Here is a 16,934-nt window from a genome sequence, read left to right on the forward strand (position 1 = left end):
CTTCATGACAGGCTGCTGCTCGCATGATGGAGAAAGGCTAAATGGCAACGGTAGACCGCTGGCTGCTGCCTGACGGAATTGAAGAAATCCTGCCTCCCGAGGCTGCCAGCATCGAGATCGCGCGTCGACGGGTGTTGGAGTTGTTTCAACAGTGGGGATACGAATTTGTCGTAACGCCCCATGTCGAGTTTATGGAGTCGTTGCTGACGGCGGCGGGCCAGGATCTGGAGCTGCGCACCTTCAAGGTAACCGATCCGCTGTCGGGGCGCCTGATGGGATTCCGCGCCGATATCACACCCCAGGTCGCTCGAATGGATGCCCATGCGTTGCATAGGGAAGGCCCGAGTCGCCTGTGCTATGCCGGCAGTGTCCTGCATTCCCGTCCGCGCGCGCTGTCTACGTCGCGCAGTCCGATTCAGATCGGGGCTGAGTTATATGGTGCCAAGGACACGGCCGGTGATCTTGAAATCATCAGCCTGATGCTGGGTGTGCTTGAACTGGCTCAAATCCCGGATGTGCACATGGACCTTGGACATGTCGGAATCTATCGTGGTTTGTGCGAAGCGGCAGGCCTATCCGGCGCAGCAGAAGAGGCGCTTTTTGATGCGCTGCAGCGCAAGGCGGTAGATGAAGTTATTACCCTGACCCAAGAGCTTTCTGCGCCTTATGGCGACATGTTGCGTAGCCTGGTTGAGCTGTGCGGTGGGCGTCAGGCCCTGGAGGCTGCGCGTCAGCGCCTGGCGGAAGCGCCGCCTGCCGTTGTCTCTGCCCTGGAGGCGCTGTGCTCCCTGGCTGATACGTTAGCTCAACGGTTTCCAGATATTCCGCTGTATTTTGATCTGGGCGAGCTGCGTGGGTATCACTATCACACCGGCGTTGTTTTCGCGGCGTTTGTCCCAGGTAGCGGTCAGGCTATTGCTCAAGGGGGGCGCTACGACAATATCGGCGCGAATTTTGGCCGGGCACGCCCAGCAACAGGCTTTTCTACCGATCTGAAAACATTGGTTATGCTGGGTCAGGCGGAAATGACCGAGCCGCTAACAGGTATCTGGGCACCTCATGGCGAGGATGCTCAGCTATGGAATGCGATTCGCCAGTTACGTTCAGGCGGTGAGCGCGTGGTGCAGGCGTTGCCTGGCCAGGCGGATTCGGATGCGCGCGAGTCGGGCTGTGACCGACAGCTGACGTGGCAGGATGGAAGTTGGCAGGTGGCGCCCCTGGCGTCGTGAGAGTTCGCCGGGTTAGCCGGCTCCAGAGATTCCTATAGGGGAAAGGTTATGGGTAAGAATGTCGTCGTCCTGGGCACCCAATGGGGTGATGAGGGCAAAGGCAAAATTGTCGATCTGTTGACTGATCAGGCGGCAGCGGTTGTTCGTTACCAAGGTGGCCACAATGCTGGGCATACATTGGTTATCGATGGTGAAAAAACCATTCTGCGATTGATTCCGTCCGGTATTTTGCGTGCCGACACGCAGTGCCTGATCGGTAACGGCGTGGTGCTGGCGCCGGACGCCTTGTTCAAGGAAGTTGCCGAGCTTGAGGCGAGAGGCGTTCCGGTTCGTGAGCGACTGCGTATCAGTTCGGCCTGCCAATTGATTCTGCCTTATCACGTGGCGCTTGATCAGGCGCGCGAAAAGGCCCGAGGTGATGCCAAGATCGGAACGACCGGTCGTGGAATCGGCCCGGCTTATGAAGACAAGATTGCCCGTCGCGGCTTGCGCGTAGGTGATCTGTTCCATCCTGAGCGCTTCGCTCAAAAGCTGCGTGAAGTGCTGGAGTATCATAACTTTGTGCTGCAGAACTTCTTCAACGAGCAGCCTGTTGATTTCCAGAAGACCTATGATGATGCAATGGAGCACGCCAAGGTACTCAAGCCGCTGATGTTGGATGTAGTGTCGCGTTTGCACGAGCTGCGTAGAGCCGGCGAGAACATCATGTTCGAAGGGGCTCAGGGTACGCTGCTGGATATCGATCACGGTACTTATCCATTTGTTACCAGTTCTAACACCACGGCAGGCGGTGTAGCGACGGGTTCTGGCGTAGGGCCTTTGTACCTGGATTACATCCTTGGAATCACCAAGGCCTATACCACGCGTGTAGGTTCCGGTCCGTTCCCAACGGAACTGTTTGACGAGACTGGCGCTTATCTGGCCAAGAAAGGTCATGAGTTTGGTTCGGTAACAGGTCGTCCGCGTCGTTGTGGTTGGTTCGATGCAGTCATCCTGCGTCGCTCTATCGAGGTAAACAGCATTTCTGGTCTATGCCTGACCAAGCTGGACGTTCTCGATGGTCTGGAAACCGTGCGTATCTGTGTAGGTTATCGCAATGCTGAAGGCGAGCTGACCGAAGCGCCGACCGATGCTGACAGCTATATCGGCTTGGAGCCTATCTATGAGGAAATGCCGGGCTGGTCCGAGTCTACCGTAGGTGCTCGCAGCATGGATGAGCTGCCTGCAAATGCGCGCGCTTATATTGCGCGTATTCAAGAGCTGGTTGGTGCGCCTATCGATATTATCTCGACAGGCCCTGACCGCAACGAAACGATTACGCTTCGTCATCCGTTTGCCTGATCTGATCGGGTAGATAGAAGGGAGGGTCGCTTAGGCGGCCCTTTTTTATAGGCGTCAGTAAAAGCAACTGAGAAAGGGGAGGGAATTAAAAAGCATAACCCCAGAAACGACAAAACCGAGCTATTTAGCTCGGTTGTCTGTAAAGTGGTGCCCAGGAGAAGACTCGAACTTCCACGGTGTTGCCACCGCTAGGACCTGAACCTAGTGCGTCTACCAATTCCGCCACCTGGGCACTCTGCGATATGCGATGATCTCATCGTATTTCGCGTTAGCAACGTTGTTGCCGTTGCTGTGGCGCGAACTATACGAGGCTTTTTTAAACCTGTAAACCCTTGAAGTGGAAAATTTTTATTATTTTTCGAAGACTAACCTTTAAGGCATTTTCGAGCTTCAATATATAGAGAGCTCTTAACCAGACAAAAGGTAACTCTAAACTGATGGCCGATTGGCAATCCCTCGATCCCGAGGCCGCTAGAGAAGCGGAAAAATATGAAAACCCTGTTCCAAGTCGCGAGCTTATTCTGGCGCATCTGGCGCAGCGGGGCGGCCCTGCCTCGCGCACGCAGCTGATAGAAGAGTTCGGTTTGACGGAAGAGGATCAGTTTGAAGCATTGCGCCGTCGCCTTCGTGCCATGGAGCGGGATGGGCAGCTTCTTTATACGCGTCGCGGAGCTTACGCCCCCGTTGATAAGCTCGATCTTGTCTGTGGGCGAGTCAGCGGTCACCGTGACGGCTTTGGCTTTCTTATCCCGGACGACGGCAGTGATGACCTTTTCCTGAGCCCTGCGCAAATGCGGCTCGTGTTCGATGGTGACAAGGCGCTGGCGCGTGTGTCCGGTCTGGATCGTCGAGGCCGCCGTGAAGGCGCTCTGGTCGAAGTCGTACACCGTGCCCATGAGAGCGTGGTCGGCCGGTTCTTTGAAGAGAGCGGCATCGCGTATGTAGTGGCGGACAGCCCCAGGATCCAACAGCAGGTGCTGGTCCCCGCTGGCAAGCATGGCGGAGCGCAGCATGGGCAGTTTGTTCAGGTTCATATCACCGACTGGCCTACCACTCATCGCCAGGCTCAGGGCGAGGTGGTTGAGGTGCTGGGTGATTACCTCGCGCCGGGGATGGAAATCGAAGTGGCATTGCGCAGCTACGATATTCCCCATGAGTGGCCGGCCGATGTAGAGAAAGAGGCGGCCAAGCTCAAGCCTGAAGTCTCTGAGAAAGATAAGGAAAAGCGGGTCGATCTGCGCAACGTACCGTTCGTGACAATTGACGGTGAAGATGCGCGTGACTTTGATGACGCGGTCTATGCCGAGAAGAAAAAGTCCGGAGGCTGGCGGCTCTTCGTCGCGATTGCAGACGTGTCTCATTATGTGAAGGTCGGCTCTGCGCTAGACACCGAGGCCGCACGCCGGGGCAACTCGGTATATTTCCCGGGGCGCGTAGTGCCCATGCTGCCTGAGATATTGTCCAATGGGCTGTGCTCCCTGAACCCCTTGGTGGATCGCCTGGCCATGGTATGCGAGATGACCATCTCGGCTACGGGCAAGCTTACGGGCTATCAGTTCTACGAGGCGGTGATCCACTCCCATGCGCGCCTGACCTATACCCGGGTCAGTCAGTTACTGGAAACGCCGGAAAGCACTGAGGCGCAGCAGTTCCGTGAGCAGCTGCCGCAGCTGGTGCCGCATATCCAGGAACTGTATGCCTTATATGAGGTGCTCGTGATTACCCGGCAGGAGCGGGGTGCTATCGATTTCGAGACACAGGAGACGCGAATCGTCTTTGGTGCCGACAAGAAGATTTCGGAAATCCGGCCTACTCAGCGTAACGACGCCCACAAGCTGATCGAAGAATGCATGCTGTGCGCGAACGTAGCGACAGCCAAGTTTCTCGAGAAGCACAGCATTCCAGCCCTGTACCGGGTTCACGATGCGCCGCCGCTTGAGAAACAGACCAAGTTGCGGCAGTTCCTGGGTGAGATCGGCCTGACTTTGACGAAGGGCAAGGCTACACCGACGCCCAAAGACTACCAGGCGCTACTCAAAGCCGTTCATGACCGTCCCGATTACCGTCTGATCCAGACGGTAATGCTGCGCTCACTGAGCCAAGCGGTTTACAGCCCGGACAATGAGGGCCATTTTGGTCTCAATTACGAAGCCTATACACACTTCACATCGCCCATTCGGCGTTATCCGGACCTATTGGTTCACCGTGCAATTCGCAGCGTCATTCGTTCCAAGCTTGAAACACGGCATGTGAAGCGTGCCGGCGCCGCTGCCATGCCCAAGTCGCGTATCTATCCGTATGATGAGGCGCAGCTGGATCAGCTGGGTGAGCAGTGCTCCATGACCGAACGCCGTGCCGACGAAGCTACACGAGACGTTGCGAACTGGCTCAAGTGCGAGTACATGCGTGATCGGGTCGGCGAGACGTACCCGGGTGTCATCACCGCTGTGACGGGATTTGGCGTGTTTGTCGAGCTGAGCGATATCTACGTCGAGGGGCTTGTTCACGTCACGGCGCTGCCAAGCGACTATTATCATTTCGATGCCGTACACCATAGGCTTTCAGGTGAGCGTAGCGGGCGCAGTTATCGGCTGGGTGACTTGGTCGAAATCGTGGTGGCGCGTGTGGATCTGGATGAGCGCAAGATCGACTTCGAGCTGTCCGAGACGGCACAATCGGCTCCGGCAGGTCGTCGCCAGCGAGGCGATGCCAAGTCCTCAAGAGATAAGTCTCGAAAGCGCGAGAAAACCCAGGTACCTGCCCAGAATTCAGCAGTAGGGATCGAGGTCTCGCCTGAATTGCTCAAGCAGGCAGAAGTGTTGTTGGGCAATACGGACGTCAAGCGCAGTCGTGCAGTCAAGCGCGCCCTGCTGGATGAGGCCAAGACCGGTGGAGAAAAGCCCGGCAGGGCGCAACCTGCCAGACAGGAGGCCACCCCGGCGCGCACGCCAGCAAAGAAAGGTAAAAAGGCAGACAGCGCTAAACCCGGCAAGCCAGCTAAATCGGCCAAGGCAACGAAGCCGGGCAAACATCGCAAGGGGCCTTCCAAGGCCAAGGCACAGGCGGCTTCTGGTGAAGTCCGTAAACGTAAGGTCAAGTCATGAGTCAGTGGGAAATGGTCTATGGCATCCATGCCGTAGAAGCGTTGTTGCGTCATCATCCAAAGCGGGTGAAGCAACTATGGATAGCCGAAGGTCGTCAGGAACCGCGCATACAGGCAGTGGTCACATTGGCCGATGCTGCACGTGTGCCGGTGCAGACCCATAGCCGTCAATCGCTCGACGAGCAGGTGGACGGTGTGCATCAGGGGATCGTGGCGCATGTAAGTCCGAGCCAGATCTGGGGCGAGGCGATGCTTGAAGAACTTTTGGATAGAGCCGAAGGCCCGCCGCTGCTTCTGATGCTGGATGGGGTGACGGATCCGCATAACCTGGGGGCCTGCCTGCGTACAGCCGACGCGGCAGGTGTTCAGGCGGTCATCATACCCAAGGACAAGTCAGCCAGTCTGAATGCTACGGTTCGTAAGGTAGCGTGTGGTGCCGCTGAGGTTATTCCATTGGTAGCGGTTACCAATCTGGCGCGTACGCTGGAAAAGCTCAAGAAGCGAGGGCTGTGGGTTGTGGGCACGGCAGGAGAAGCAGAACAGGATGTCTATGATGTAGACATGACCGGACCGACCGTTCTCGTCATGGGTGCAGAGGGCAAGGGAATGCGCCGATTGACACGTGAGCTGTGCGATTTTCTGGTGCGTTTGCCTATGTCCGGCAGTGTCAGCAGTTTGAACGTCTCCGTAGCGACAGGGGTTTGCCTGTTCGAAGCCGTTCGTCAACGTCGTTCTCGCTAGAGGGATCGGCTCGCCCGCTGAAAGTAGTTAGGTTACATGCTCGATTTTGAAAGCATTTTCAGGGCTTCGCCGAATTCGTATGTTCTGCTGAACAGCGCTTTGACCGTCGTGGACGCCAACGAGGCGTACCTGAGGGCCGTGGGGCGGCAGCGTCAGGAGTTGCTTGGGGTCCATTTGTTCGAGGCCTTTCCTGTCGATCCGTTGCAGGGCAACGTGCCATCACAGCAGGCCCTGAAAGCCTCCATCGAGCGAGCTGTTACGCTCAGGCAGGAAGATGCCCTCCCTGTCATTCGTTACGCGATACCGCGTAGCAGTGCCAGGGGGGTAATGTTTGAAGACCATGTCTGGAGTGTTACGCATACGCCACTCTTCGATGCTGAAGGTCGATTGCAGCATGTCCTCCAGCACGCTACGGATATCAGTGAACTCCAGGCCATGCGTGCCGATGTAGTTCGTTCTCCCAGCCTGACATCGACGAACATTCAACTGGGGCAGCGCCTGATCAATCGAGCGAAAGCCTTACAGGATGAAGGGGCCCAGCTGAGACGGCTGTTTCAGCAGGCGCCGGGTTTCATCTGTGTCTTGAGCGGGCCTGACCATGTGTTTGAGCTGGCTAACGATGCGTTTCTGCACCTTGTAGCGCGAGGAGACGTTGTCGGTCATCCTCTTCGTACTGTCTTTCCCGAATTGGTAGAGCAAGGTGCTCTCAGGTTATTTGATGAGGCGCTAGTCTCTCTCAAAACGTTTTCCGGACGCGGCGTTCGCCTGGATATTCAACGTACCGCCTTGGGGCCTTCTAACGAAATCTATGTAGACTTCATCCTGCAGCCGATTATTGATAACGGGCAGGTGGCAGGGCTTTTTATCCAGGGTAACGATGTCACCCAGCAGAAGCGGGCGGAAACCGAGCTGGCCAATTACCGGCTGCACCTTGAAGATCTGGTGCAGGAGCGGACGCGCGAGCTCAAACGCAGTGAAGATGAGCGACAGGCCGCTATGGTTCAGGCGCAAAAGCTGGAAGCCGTTGCCAAACTGACGGGGGGCGTTGCCCATGATTTCAATAACGTCCTGCAGATCATCGGAGGCAACCTGCAGTTGCTGAAAACCCGACTGGCAGGCGATGAGGTTGGCCAGCGTCGGCTGCAGGCGGCCAATACAGCCGTAGAGCGGGGTGCAAGCCTTGCTTCTCAGCTCTTGTCCTTTGCGCGGCGGCAGCCCCTGCAGCCAATGTCAGTCGATACGAAGAGTCTCCTGGATGGCATGAGTGATTTGCTGCATCAGGCGTTGGGCGAGTCCATCACGCTGACTGTGCTTGCTGACCCTGATGTCTGGTCGATATTTGTCGATGCAGGTCAGTTGGAAAACGTGCTGGTCAGTCTGTTACTCAATGCCCGCGAAGCAATGGCTAATGAGGGGCATGTCACTGTTGAGCTACATAACGTGTTGCTTTCCCAGGAGCAGTGGCAGACCGCTGACGAGTTGATTCCAGGCGAGTACGTGCAGCTGATCATCACGGATACCGGGCGCGGAATGTCCGAAGAGGTCAAGGCGCAAGCCTTCGAGCCCTTTTTCTCGACCAAGCGTGAAGAGCATGGCACCGGGCTTGGCCTGTCCATGGTCTATGGTTTCGTGAAGCAGAGTGGCGGACATATCTTGATCAACAGTACCTTGGGCAAGGGAACATCGATCACTCTTTATCTGCCACGCTCGCTACCGAATACCGATACAGCCGATAGTTCCATGGCCTTGCCGTCGGTTGAGGAAGGTGGAAGCGAATGTATCCTTGTAGTGGAAGACGACCCTGATGTTCGTCACATCGTGGTGGATATGCTGAGTGAGCTAGGCTATGACGTGCTGGAAGCCGGTGATGGGCAGGCTGCCCTGACGATGCTTGAGCAGGGGGCGCCTGTAGATTTATTGTTTACAGACATTGTGATGCCGGGCCCGGTACGCAGCACCGAGCTGGCACGCAGAGCAGGGGCGCTCAGGCCTTCCTTGAAGGTACTGTTTACCTCGGGCTATACACAGGACGCTGTAATACAGGGCGGACGGCTCGAGGCAGGAGGCAACCTGCTCAGTAAACCCTATCGTCGGGATGAGTTAGCCCAAAAGGTGCGTATGATGCTCGGTATGCACAGACAGCACACCCCTACTACAGCTGTAACAGAAGAGGACATGGCGTTGGAGGAAACCGCAAGTAACAAGGTATTGAATATTCTGCTGGTCGAGGATGACCTGACGCTACGTAGCCTGACTAGCGAGGTGATGGAAGAGCTGGGCTATCAGGTTACGGCCGTGGCTTCTGCCGAAGAGGCACTGGACGCGCTGCAGAGCAGTACCTTTGATGTCCTTTTCACAGATATCGGGCTTGGAGGCATGTCAGGGCTGGACCTGAGCCGTCAGGCGCTCAAGCGTTATCCCGGACTGCATGTCGTAGTGGCTTCCGGTTATGCCTTTGACAAGGACGACGAACTCAAACATGTAAAGGCGCTGCTCAAGCCATACGATCTTTTCAAGATCCGGCAGCTGCTCGATGATCTGTCCGTCAGATAGTTGTACCGGCGAGCCGGTTGGCTCGTGATCTTCCTTGCGCCACCCGGTGCCCTTCTCTAGAATACCGCCCCTTGCCTGTAGCGGGCCTCCGCTTGCAGGCAAGTCAAAACGAAACATTCACTCCTTGTCTGACCGCATCATGTGGCAGGCTATAACCCGTAAGGAGCATTTATGCGTCATTACGAAGTTGTGTTTCTGGTTCATCCTGACCAGAGCGAACAGGTGGGCGGCATGGTTGAGCGCTACACCAAAGCGATTGAAGAAGACGGTGGCAAGGTTCATCGTCTGGAAGACTGGGGCCGTCGTCAGCTGGCTTACGCTATCGACAACGTGCACAAGGCTCACTATGTTCTGATGAACATTGAGTGCAGCGCCAAAGCACTGGCTGAACTGGAAGACAACTTCCGTTACAACGACGCCGTGATCCGTAACATGATCCTCCGTCGCGATGAAGCCGTTACCGGCCAGTCTGAAATGCTCAAGGCCGAAGAGAACCGTAGCGAGCGCCGTGAGCGTCGCGAGCGTCCTGCCGAGTCCGAGTCCGCCGATGGCAGCGACAATGCTGACGTCGATGGCGACGATAGCGCCGAGTAAGCCTGGATTATTGAGGAATCATTGTTATGGCACGTTTCTTCCGTCGTCGTAAATTCTGCCGTTTCACCGCTGAAGGCGTGAAAGAGATCGATTACAAAGATCTGAACACCCTGAAAGCCTACGTCTCCGAAACCGGCAAGATCGTTCCGAGCCGTATCACTGGCACCAAGGCCAAGTACCAGCGTCAGCTGGGTACTGCCATCAAGCGTGCTCGTTATCTGGCCCTGTTGCCCTACACCGACAGCCACGGCCGTTGAGACCGGGCATCGACACGAACTAACGGATAATTCGCATGCGAGCCCTTGCTGATTTCATCATGCGCGGTCGCATGCAAGCCACCCTTACGGTGGTGATTGCAGCGGTTGTGCCATTTCTGTACTGGCTCAGCGCTGCAGCAGGGAGTCTGGTCGTCCTGCGCCGTGGCGCAAGTGACGCTGCAGGTGTAGTGGTCTGGGCATTGCTGCCGGCCGCGTTCTGGTGGTATCTGGGGGATCCGAGCATTGCGCTCGTATTCGTCGGTACCCTGGCGCTGGCGCTGGTTTTACGCAGCAGTGTTTCCTGGCCGCGTGTCCTGCTCGCCAGCATCCTGGTCGGTCTGGCGTTTGCTGTGACCATTGGTCATGTCTACGCAGAGCCCATCAACCTCTTGGCAGAGGAAATTCAAAAGCTTCTGCCTCAGATGGCGGGTCAGTCACCGGATGCTTTGCCGGAAGCCAAGCAGGCCCAGCTGCATGACATGCTGGTGCCTGTATTGACCGGTCTGATGGCGAGTCTTTTCCAGATTGTCTGTCTGCTGTGCCTGATGTTGGGACGTTATTGGCAAGCTGCGCTGTATAACCCAGGCGGTTTCGCGCGTGAGTTTCATGCGCTGAGATTGTCGCCCGCCCTGGCACTGGGAATGCTGTTGGTCATGCTACTGGCACCCAACATCAACCTGGGACTTGGGATGTTGACACCGCTGTGCAGTGTACCCCTGGCGATAGCTGGCGTTGCCCTGCTTCACGGACTGGTAAGACAGAAGCATATGGCCACGTTCTGGCTGGTGGGGTTGTACGTGACACTGCTGATTTTTGGGCAGTTGATCTATCCGTTGTTGGTGATCGTAGCCGTGGTCGACAGTCTGTTTGATTTTCGTGGGCGCCTGGGCAATACGCCCAAGGACTCCACGAACGGTGAAGGTTAAAAGTTAAGAGGTAAGACTCAAATGGAAGTCATCCTGCTGGAAAAGATCGCCAACCTGGGCAACCTGGGCGATAAAGTGAACGTCAAGGGCGGTTACGCTCGTAACTTCCTGCTGCCGCAGGGCAAGGCAACTGCCGCTACTGCTGACAACGTTGCTGCGTTCGAAGCACGTCGTGCAGAGCTCGAGAAGCAGGCTGCCGATAAGAAGGCTTCTGCTGAAGCTCGTGCTGCCAAGCTGAACGAACTGACCGTTACCATCGCTGCCAACTCTGGCGACGAAGGCAAGCTGTTCGGCTCTATCGGTACTCGCGATATCGCCGAAGCTGTTTCTGCTGCTGGCGTTGAGCTGGACAAGAGCGAAGTTCGTCTGCCCAACGGCGCTCTGCGTAACGTTGGCGAGTTCGACGTAGATGTGCAGCTGCACACCGACGTTGAAACTACCGTCAAGGTGGTCGTGGTTGCTGAATAAGCGGTCATGACAACTGACTAGCGGGCTTGCACGAACATGCAAGCCTGCCGACAATCGGGCACGTCATTCTCGTAATGACGTGCCCGTTTTTTTTCAGGCCATGAAGGCCTGTCTTCTCTGATCGAACTTTCGGTGCCAATCGCTACGCCATGAATGAGATCGCCATCGCTGAACAATACGATTTGCAAACTGCCGCGCTGAAGGTGCCACCGCACTCCATCGAGGCCGAGCAGGCCGTGCTGGGTGGCTTGATGCTGGATAACAATGCGTGGGAACGCGTCTCGGACCAGGTATCGGACGGCGACTTCTATCGCCATGACCATCGCCTGATCTTTCGTGCCATTGCTCGTCTGGCTGAAAGCAACCAGCCTTTCGATGTGGTTACGTTATCCGAGCAGCTCGACAAGGAAGGACAACTACCCCAGGTAGGGGGGCTGGCTTATCTGGGTGAGCTGGCAAAAAACACCCCCTCTGTTGCAAACATCAAGGCCTATGGCCAGATCGTGCGCGAGCGCGCCACGCTGCGCCAGCTGATCGGCATCAGCAATGACATTGCCGACAGTGCCTATAACCCTGAAGGTCGGGGCGCCAATGAGCTTCTTGATGAGGCGGAGCGCAAGATTTTCGAAATTGCCGAGGCCCGTCCCAAGACAGGAGGTCCGATTGGCGTTAATGACATCCTGACCAAGGCCATTGATCGAATCGATACCCTGTTCAACTCGGATAATGCCATTACGGGTGTTTCCACAGGATTCGTGGATCTGGATGATAAAACCAGCGGCCTTCAACCGTCGGACCTGGTTATCGTGGCGGGACGTCCCTCGATGGGTAAGACGACCTTTGCCATGAACCTGGTCGAAAATGCGGTACTGCGTACTGACAAGGCCGTGCTTGTATTTTCACTGGAAATGCCAGCTGATTCGATCGTGATGCGTATGTTGTCGTCCCTTGGGCGAATCGATCAGACCAAGGTCCGCTCGGGTAAGCTGGAGGACGATGACTGGCCAAGGCTGACCTCAGCGGTCAACCTCCTGAATGACCGCAAGCTGTTTATCGACGACACGGCAGGTATCAGCCCGTCGGAAATGCGTGCACGTACGCGGCGTTTGGTGCGTGAACACGGTGACTTGGCGCTGATCATGGTCGACTACCTGCAATTGATGCGGATTGGCGGGGCAGCCAGCGAAAACCGGACCAATGAGATTTCCGAAATTTCGCGCTCGCTCAAAGCGCTGGCCAAGGAGTTCAACTGTCCGGTGGTCGCGTTGTCCCAGCTTAACCGCTCGCTGGAACAGCGGCCGAACAAGCGCCCGGTGAACTCCGACTTGCGTGAATCCGGAGCGATCGAGCAGGACGCCGACGTAATCATGTTTGTGTACCGGGATGAGGTGTATCACCCTGAAACCGAGTACAAGGGTGTAGCCGAAATCATTATCGGTAAACAGCGTAACGGTCCTATCGGTACGGTGCGACTCGCCTTTATCGGCAAATACACCCGTTTCGAGAACTTGGCGCCCGGCAGTTATAACTTCGACGACGACTAAGTTGTCGAGAGCGCAAAAAAGCCGCACACCTGTGCGGCTTTTTTATAAGCGCCTTGGCCTTGCATGTGGTAATCCAGGCGTGGATGCGCGCGTTCGGCAAACTCAGCAGTCCAGTAACCATGCGGCTGTCAGGCGACGGATAGCGGTTCGCCTCTCTTAACTGGCTATTTTTTGTGCTATTCTTGCACCTCCTCCCGCACCACTTTTAATCCCCGGAAGCCTTCATGCTCGCTGCCAAGCCGTTGTTCGACTATCCCAAATATTGGGCTGAGTGTTTTGGACCTGCGCCTTTCCTGCCGATGAGCAGGGAGGAGATGGACCTGCTCGGCTGGGACAGTTGCGACATCATTGTCGTGACAGGCGATGCCTATGTGGATCATCCATCCTTTGGCATGGCTATCATTGGACGTCTTCTGGAAGCGCAAGGCTTTCGGGTAGGGATTATCTCCCAGCCAGACTGGCAGTCCAAAGACGACTTTATGAAGCTTGGCAAGCCGAACCTGTTTTTTGGCGTGGCGGCAGGCAACATGGATTCGATGATCAACCGCTATACAGCCGATCGCAAGATTCGCTCCGATGACGCCTATACACCAGGCGGTTTGGCCGGCAAGCGTCCCGATCGTGCCAGCATGGTCTACAGCCAGCGTTGCCGTGAAGCCTATAAGGGGGTACCGATTGTCCTGGGCGGTATCGAGGCATCACTGCGCCGGATTGCTCACTACGACTACTGGCAGGACAAGGTACGCCATTCCATCCTGATGGATGCAAAGGCGGATATTCTGCTATACGGCAATGCCGAACGTGCAGTCGTGGAGATTGCTCACCGCTTGGCTGCGGGTGAACCCATCCAGGCGATCACCGATATTCGCGGCACTGCGTTTATCCGCAAGGACACGCCGGAAGGTTGGTTCGAGCTGGACTCGACGCGTATTGACCGTCCGGGGAAGGTCGACAAGATCATCAACCCCTACGTCAATACACAGGATTTGCAGGCGTGTGCCATTGAGCAGTCCAAGGGGCCGCAGGAAGATCCTGAGGAAGCGAAGGTTGTTCAGCTGCTGCCCAGCCCGAAGCTTACCCGTGACAAGACGGTCATTCGGCTGCCGTCGTTCGAGAAAGTAAAGGGCGATCCGGTCCTGTATGCCCACGCCAACCGCGTGCTGCACCTGGAGACCAACCCGGGCAATGCCCGCGCGCTGGTTCAGCGTCATGGCGATCAGGACGTATGGCTCAATGCGCCGCCAATTCCGCTGACCACTGAAGAGATGGACTACGTCTTCGGGCTGACCTATGCCCGTGTTCCGCATCCTGCTTATAAAGGCGAGCGGATTCCTGCGTACGAGATGATCCGCTTCTCGGTCAACATCATGCGCGGCTGTTTTGGCGGCTGCACTTTCTGCTCCATTACCGAGCACGAAGGCCGCATTATCCAGAACCGTTCGGAAGAGTCCATTATTCGAGAAATCGAGGAAATTCGCGACAAAGTGCCAGGGTTTACCGGGGTTATTTCCGACTTGGGTGGCCCGACGGCCAACATGTACCGGATTGCGTGCAAGGACCCGGAAATCGAGAAGCATTGCCGCAAGCCGTCCTGCGTGTGGCCGGGTATCTGCGAAAACCTGAACACCGACCACTCGGCGCTGATTCAGTTGTATCGCTCTGCGCGTGCCCTGCCGGGTGTGAAGAAGATCCTGATTGCGTCGGGCTTGCGGTATGACCTGGCGGTAGAGTCGCCAGAGTACGTAAAGGAGCTGGTAACCCATCACGTGGGAGGCTACTTGAAGATTGCACCGGAGCACACCGAGGAAGGTCCGCTTTCCAAGATGATGAAACCGGGCATCGGCAGTTACGATCGCTTCAAGCAGATGTTCGAGAAGTATACGAAGGAAGCCGGTAAGGAACAGTACCTGATTCCTTATTTCATCGCTGCGCATCCGGGTACGACTGACGAAGACATGATGAACCTGGCGCTCTGGCTCAAGCGTAACGGCTTCCGGGCGGATCAGGTACAGGCGTTCTATCCGTCGCCAATGGCAACCGCGACTGCGATGTACCATTCGGGCAAGAATCCGCTGCGCAAGGTAACTTACAAGAGCGATGGCGTACCGATCGTGAAGGGGGAGCGTCAACGCCGCCTGCACAAGGCATTCCTGCGCTATCACGACCCAAACAACTGGCCGATGCTGCGTGAAGCGCTCAAGGATATGGGGCGTGCCGACTTGATCGGTAACGGCAAGCATCACCTGATTCCCACGTTCCAGCCCGCTGTGGATGGTACTTATCAAAGTGCACGTCGTAAGAATTCGACGCCACTGGGTAGCAAAAAAGCAGGCAAGCCGCTGCTGACTCAGCATACCGGCTTACCGCCGCGGGCAGCGGATGGCAGCAAGGGATGGGACAAGAAGCAGGAAGGTCAGGCGGTGGCGTTTGCCAAAGGCAAGAAAAAGCCCCGGCGAGAACCCAATATTCCGCGTTGATGAAACGGCGAGCCTCAGGCTCGCCGTTTTGCTATCAGCGGATCGTCAACGCGCCGGTAAGATCGCCCAAGGGGGCGAGACCGTAGGTGACGCGTGCGATGTCGCGCTCCACCAGACCCTTGAGCGGCGGCAAGCCGTGGAGCCGGGTGATCAGGCGCAGGATTGAGGTGGTGTCGTACAGGTCGTGATCGACATGTCCTTTGCGTGCGAAAGGTGACACGACAAGGGCCGGAATACGTGTGCCTGGACCCCAGCGATCACCCTTGGGCGGTGCTACGTGATCCCACCAGCCGCCGTTCTCATCGAACGTAATGACGACTACGGTGTTTTCCCATTGCGGGCCTTTCTGCAGATGTTCGATAACCTTGGCAATGTGCTGATCGCCTGAAGCGACATCGGCATAACCGGCATGCAGGTTGAGGCTGCCCTGGGGCTTGTAGAAGGTTACAGGCGGCAGGCGACCGGCATCGATGTCTGCCAGGAAGCGGTTGGTACTCGGATCATCGCCAATTCCGCCGTCGCGGATGTGCTGCTCGCGTGCTGCCGTGCCCGGGGCGAAGCGCTTGAAGTAGTTGAATGGCTGGTGGTGCGCCTGAAACCGGGTATCGGCGCCATTGCCCTCCAACGCTGCCTGCCAGCCTCCCGAGTACCAAGCCCAGTCCACACCCTTGGCTGACAGCAGGTCGCCAATGGTGGCATGGGTCTGTGGTGGCAGTACGCTCGGGTTGGTCGGGTCGGACAGGGCTGGGTCGCCTCCTGCCGGCGGCGGAATCTGGCTGGGCTGATAGGGCGGCAACATGGTATTGATGGCATAGCCGTCAGGGCTAAGCGCGCCCGGATTGACGAATACCGGGCGTCCGTCCAGGGCCGAGGCAGGAGAGTTGTCCGCCAGAGCCAACTCATAGTCCAGCGGATTCTTCCCTTTAAGCACCGCCACCTTGTCCTTTGCCGGGCTGGTGGTGTGGTTGGGGTAGAACGGCGCGCGACCCGAGATCAGGAACTGATGGTTCAGGAAAGAGCCACCAAAAGCAGCCATGAAGAAGTTATCGCAGAGGGTGAATTCCTGGGCCAGTTTCCACAAGCGCAATTTCTCGGGCTGGCTGTAGTAACCCATGACCAGTGCACCCGAGTCACCCCAGGCGACAAAGCCGTCATTGCGCCCGCCGTTGATCTGCATCTGGTTCTGGTAGAACGCATGTACGAGATCACGAGTGATCAAGCCCGGGTTAAGCGGCTTGCCTTGAGCATCCTTCAGAGGAAAGGGTGCATTGGAAAGCCCACTGATCTGATCTTCAGTAATCAGGTATTGCTGACCGTCAATGGTCTGAGCCATAGGCACCAGGCCACCCCAGATCTTGGGTAAGTGCGGTAGCGGCTGTCCGTTACGGTCCTTCTGCTGGAAATGCTTGGCGTTGACCGCAGACAGTGGCTTCGAGACGCCAGGAAAATTGCCAAACAGGTTATTGAAGCTGCGGTTTTCCGCGTAGATAACAACGACATTTTTGATTTGCCGTTTCAGTGAATGGTCGAATGCCTTGCGCTCGGCAGCTTCAGCCATTCCCATGCGGTCAAGACCGGGCAAACCTAGCCCTAACCCGACGACACCTGCTCCGATCAGGAAGCGGCGTCTTGATTTCTCGAGGGTGGAATCGGGCTTATTACGGTCGTCATCTTTCATCGGAGGAAACCTCAGTAACGGAG

At 56.6% G+C, this 16,934-nt stretch carries 12 protein-coding genes and 1 tRNA gene; 11 read left to right on the plus strand and 2 right to left on the minus strand.

Annotation, left to right across the window (positions count from 1 at the left end; all coding sequences use genetic code 11):
- Positions 1 to 41 precede the first annotated feature (41 nt).
- Both JQR90_RS02995 and JQR90_RS03000 read left to right on the plus strand, forming a co-directional pair.
- Positions 42 to 1,229 carry an ATP phosphoribosyltransferase regulatory subunit gene (locus tag JQR90_RS02995; RefSeq protein WP_010796925.1) on the plus strand — a complete coding sequence of 396 codons (1,188 nt, stop codon included), beginning with the start codon at positions 42 to 44 and terminating at the stop codon, positions 1,227 to 1,229.
- A gap of 48 nt (positions 1,230 to 1,277) precedes the next feature.
- Positions 1,278 to 2,570: an adenylosuccinate synthase gene (locus JQR90_RS03000; RefSeq protein WP_010796926.1), complete on the plus strand. Its 1,293-nt coding sequence runs from the start codon at positions 1,278 to 1,280 to the stop codon at positions 2,568 to 2,570.
- Positions 2,571 to 2,715: 145 nt separating this feature from the next.
- On the opposite strand, the gene JQR90_RS03005 is transcribed toward JQR90_RS03000, so the two are convergent.
- A tRNA-Leu gene (locus JQR90_RS03005) sits at positions 2,716 to 2,802 on the minus strand.
- 205 nt (positions 2,803 to 3,007) lie between these two features.
- Here JQR90_RS03005 and rnr point away from each other — a divergent pair.
- The 9 genes from rnr (at position 3,008) to JQR90_RS03050 (ending at position 15,233) form a co-directional block, all read left to right on the plus strand.
- Positions 3,008 to 5,674 carry a ribonuclease R gene (gene rnr / locus JQR90_RS03010; protein ID WP_112297612.1) on the plus strand — a complete coding sequence of 889 codons (2,667 nt, stop codon included), beginning with the start codon at positions 3,008 to 3,010 and terminating at the stop codon, positions 5,672 to 5,674.
- The gene (gene rlmB / locus JQR90_RS03015; protein ID WP_010796928.1) at positions 5,671 to 6,414 is read left to right on the plus strand and encodes a 23S rRNA (guanosine(2251)-2'-O)-methyltransferase RlmB; all 744 of its coding nucleotides are present in this window, start codon (positions 5,671 to 5,673) and stop codon (positions 6,412 to 6,414) included. Before rnr ends, rlmB begins: the two co-directional genes overlap by 4 nt.
- Positions 6,415 to 6,450: 36 nt before the next feature.
- A complete protein-coding gene (locus tag JQR90_RS03020) occupies positions 6,451 to 8,967 on the plus strand; it encodes a response regulator (protein WP_434140407.1) in 2,517 nt (838 codons plus the stop codon).
- Positions 8,968 to 9,138: 171 nt separating this feature from the next.
- On the plus strand, positions 9,139 to 9,561 hold the full coding sequence (gene rpsF, locus JQR90_RS03025; RefSeq protein ID WP_010796930.1) for a 30S ribosomal protein S6: 423 nt from the start codon (positions 9,139 to 9,141) through the stop codon (positions 9,559 to 9,561).
- 26 nt (positions 9,562 to 9,587) lie between these two features.
- Positions 9,588 to 9,818 carry a 30S ribosomal protein S18 gene (gene rpsR, locus JQR90_RS03030; protein WP_007161145.1) on the plus strand — a complete coding sequence of 77 codons (231 nt, stop codon included), beginning with the start codon at positions 9,588 to 9,590 and terminating at the stop codon, positions 9,816 to 9,818.
- A 35-nt stretch (positions 9,819 to 9,853) separates the two neighbouring features.
- On the plus strand, positions 9,854 to 10,744 hold the full coding sequence (locus tag JQR90_RS03035; RefSeq protein ID WP_010796931.1) for a hypothetical protein: 891 nt from the start codon (positions 9,854 to 9,856) through the stop codon (positions 10,742 to 10,744).
- A 21-nt stretch (positions 10,745 to 10,765) separates the two neighbouring features.
- Complete coding sequence (gene rplI / locus JQR90_RS03040) at positions 10,766 to 11,212, plus strand: 50S ribosomal protein L9 (protein WP_010796932.1); 447 nt, start codon at positions 10,766 to 10,768, stop codon at positions 11,210 to 11,212.
- Between the two features lie 149 nt (positions 11,213 to 11,361).
- Positions 11,362 to 12,756 (plus strand): replicative DNA helicase, encoded by a 1,395-nt coding sequence (gene dnaB, locus JQR90_RS03045; protein ID WP_010796933.1) that lies wholly within the window; start codon positions 11,362 to 11,364, stop codon positions 12,754 to 12,756.
- 224 nt (positions 12,757 to 12,980) lie between these two features.
- A complete protein-coding gene (locus JQR90_RS03050; protein ID WP_010796934.1) occupies positions 12,981 to 15,233 on the plus strand; it encodes a YgiQ family radical SAM protein in 2,253 nt (750 codons plus the stop codon).
- A gap of 34 nt (positions 15,234 to 15,267) precedes the next feature.
- On the opposite strand, the gene JQR90_RS03055 is transcribed toward JQR90_RS03050, so the two are convergent.
- The gene (locus JQR90_RS03055) at positions 15,268 to 16,911 is read right to left on the minus strand and encodes an acid phosphatase (protein WP_010796935.1); all 1,644 of its coding nucleotides are present in this window, start codon (positions 16,909 to 16,911) and stop codon (positions 15,268 to 15,270) included.
- Between the last annotated feature and the right edge of the window lie 23 nt (positions 16,912 to 16,934).

The sequence above is a fragment of the Pseudomonas sp. JZ114 genome (assembly GCF_051027705.1).
In the GTDB taxonomy this organism is placed as follows: domain Bacteria; phylum Pseudomonadota; class Gammaproteobacteria; order Pseudomonadales; family Pseudomonadaceae; genus Chryseomonas; species Chryseomonas luteola.

Excerpts from the sequence above, each read along its gene's own strand:
- JQR90_RS02995 (WP_010796925.1), top strand. The coding sequence starts at position 42 with ATGGCAACGGTAGACCGCTGGCTGCTGCCTGACGGAATTGAAGAAATC.
- JQR90_RS03000 (WP_010796926.1), top strand. The coding sequence starts at position 1,278 with ATGGGTAAGAATGTCGTCGTCCTGGGCACCCAATGGGGTGATGAGGGC.
- rnr (WP_112297612.1), top strand. The coding sequence starts at position 3,008 with ATGGCCGATTGGCAATCCCTCGATCCCGAGGCCGCTAGAGAAGCGGAA.
- rlmB (WP_010796928.1), top strand. The coding sequence starts at position 5,671 with ATGAGTCAGTGGGAAATGGTCTATGGCATCCATGCCGTAGAAGCGTTG.
- JQR90_RS03020 (WP_434140407.1), top strand. The coding sequence starts at position 6,451 with ATGCTCGATTTTGAAAGCATTTTCAGGGCTTCGCCGAATTCGTATGTT.
- rpsF (WP_010796930.1), top strand. The coding sequence starts at position 9,139 with ATGCGTCATTACGAAGTTGTGTTTCTGGTTCATCCTGACCAGAGCGAA.
- rpsR (WP_007161145.1), top strand. The coding sequence starts at position 9,588 with ATGGCACGTTTCTTCCGTCGTCGTAAATTCTGCCGTTTCACCGCTGAA.
- JQR90_RS03035 (WP_010796931.1), top strand. The coding sequence starts at position 9,854 with ATGCGAGCCCTTGCTGATTTCATCATGCGCGGTCGCATGCAAGCCACC.
- rplI (WP_010796932.1), top strand. The coding sequence starts at position 10,766 with ATGGAAGTCATCCTGCTGGAAAAGATCGCCAACCTGGGCAACCTGGGC.
- dnaB (WP_010796933.1), top strand. The coding sequence starts at position 11,362 with ATGAATGAGATCGCCATCGCTGAACAATACGATTTGCAAACTGCCGCG.
- JQR90_RS03050 (WP_010796934.1), top strand. The coding sequence starts at position 12,981 with ATGCTCGCTGCCAAGCCGTTGTTCGACTATCCCAAATATTGGGCTGAG.
- JQR90_RS03055 (WP_010796935.1), bottom strand. The coding sequence starts at position 16,911 with ATGAAAGATGACGACCGTAATAAGCCCGATTCCACCCTCGAGAAATCA.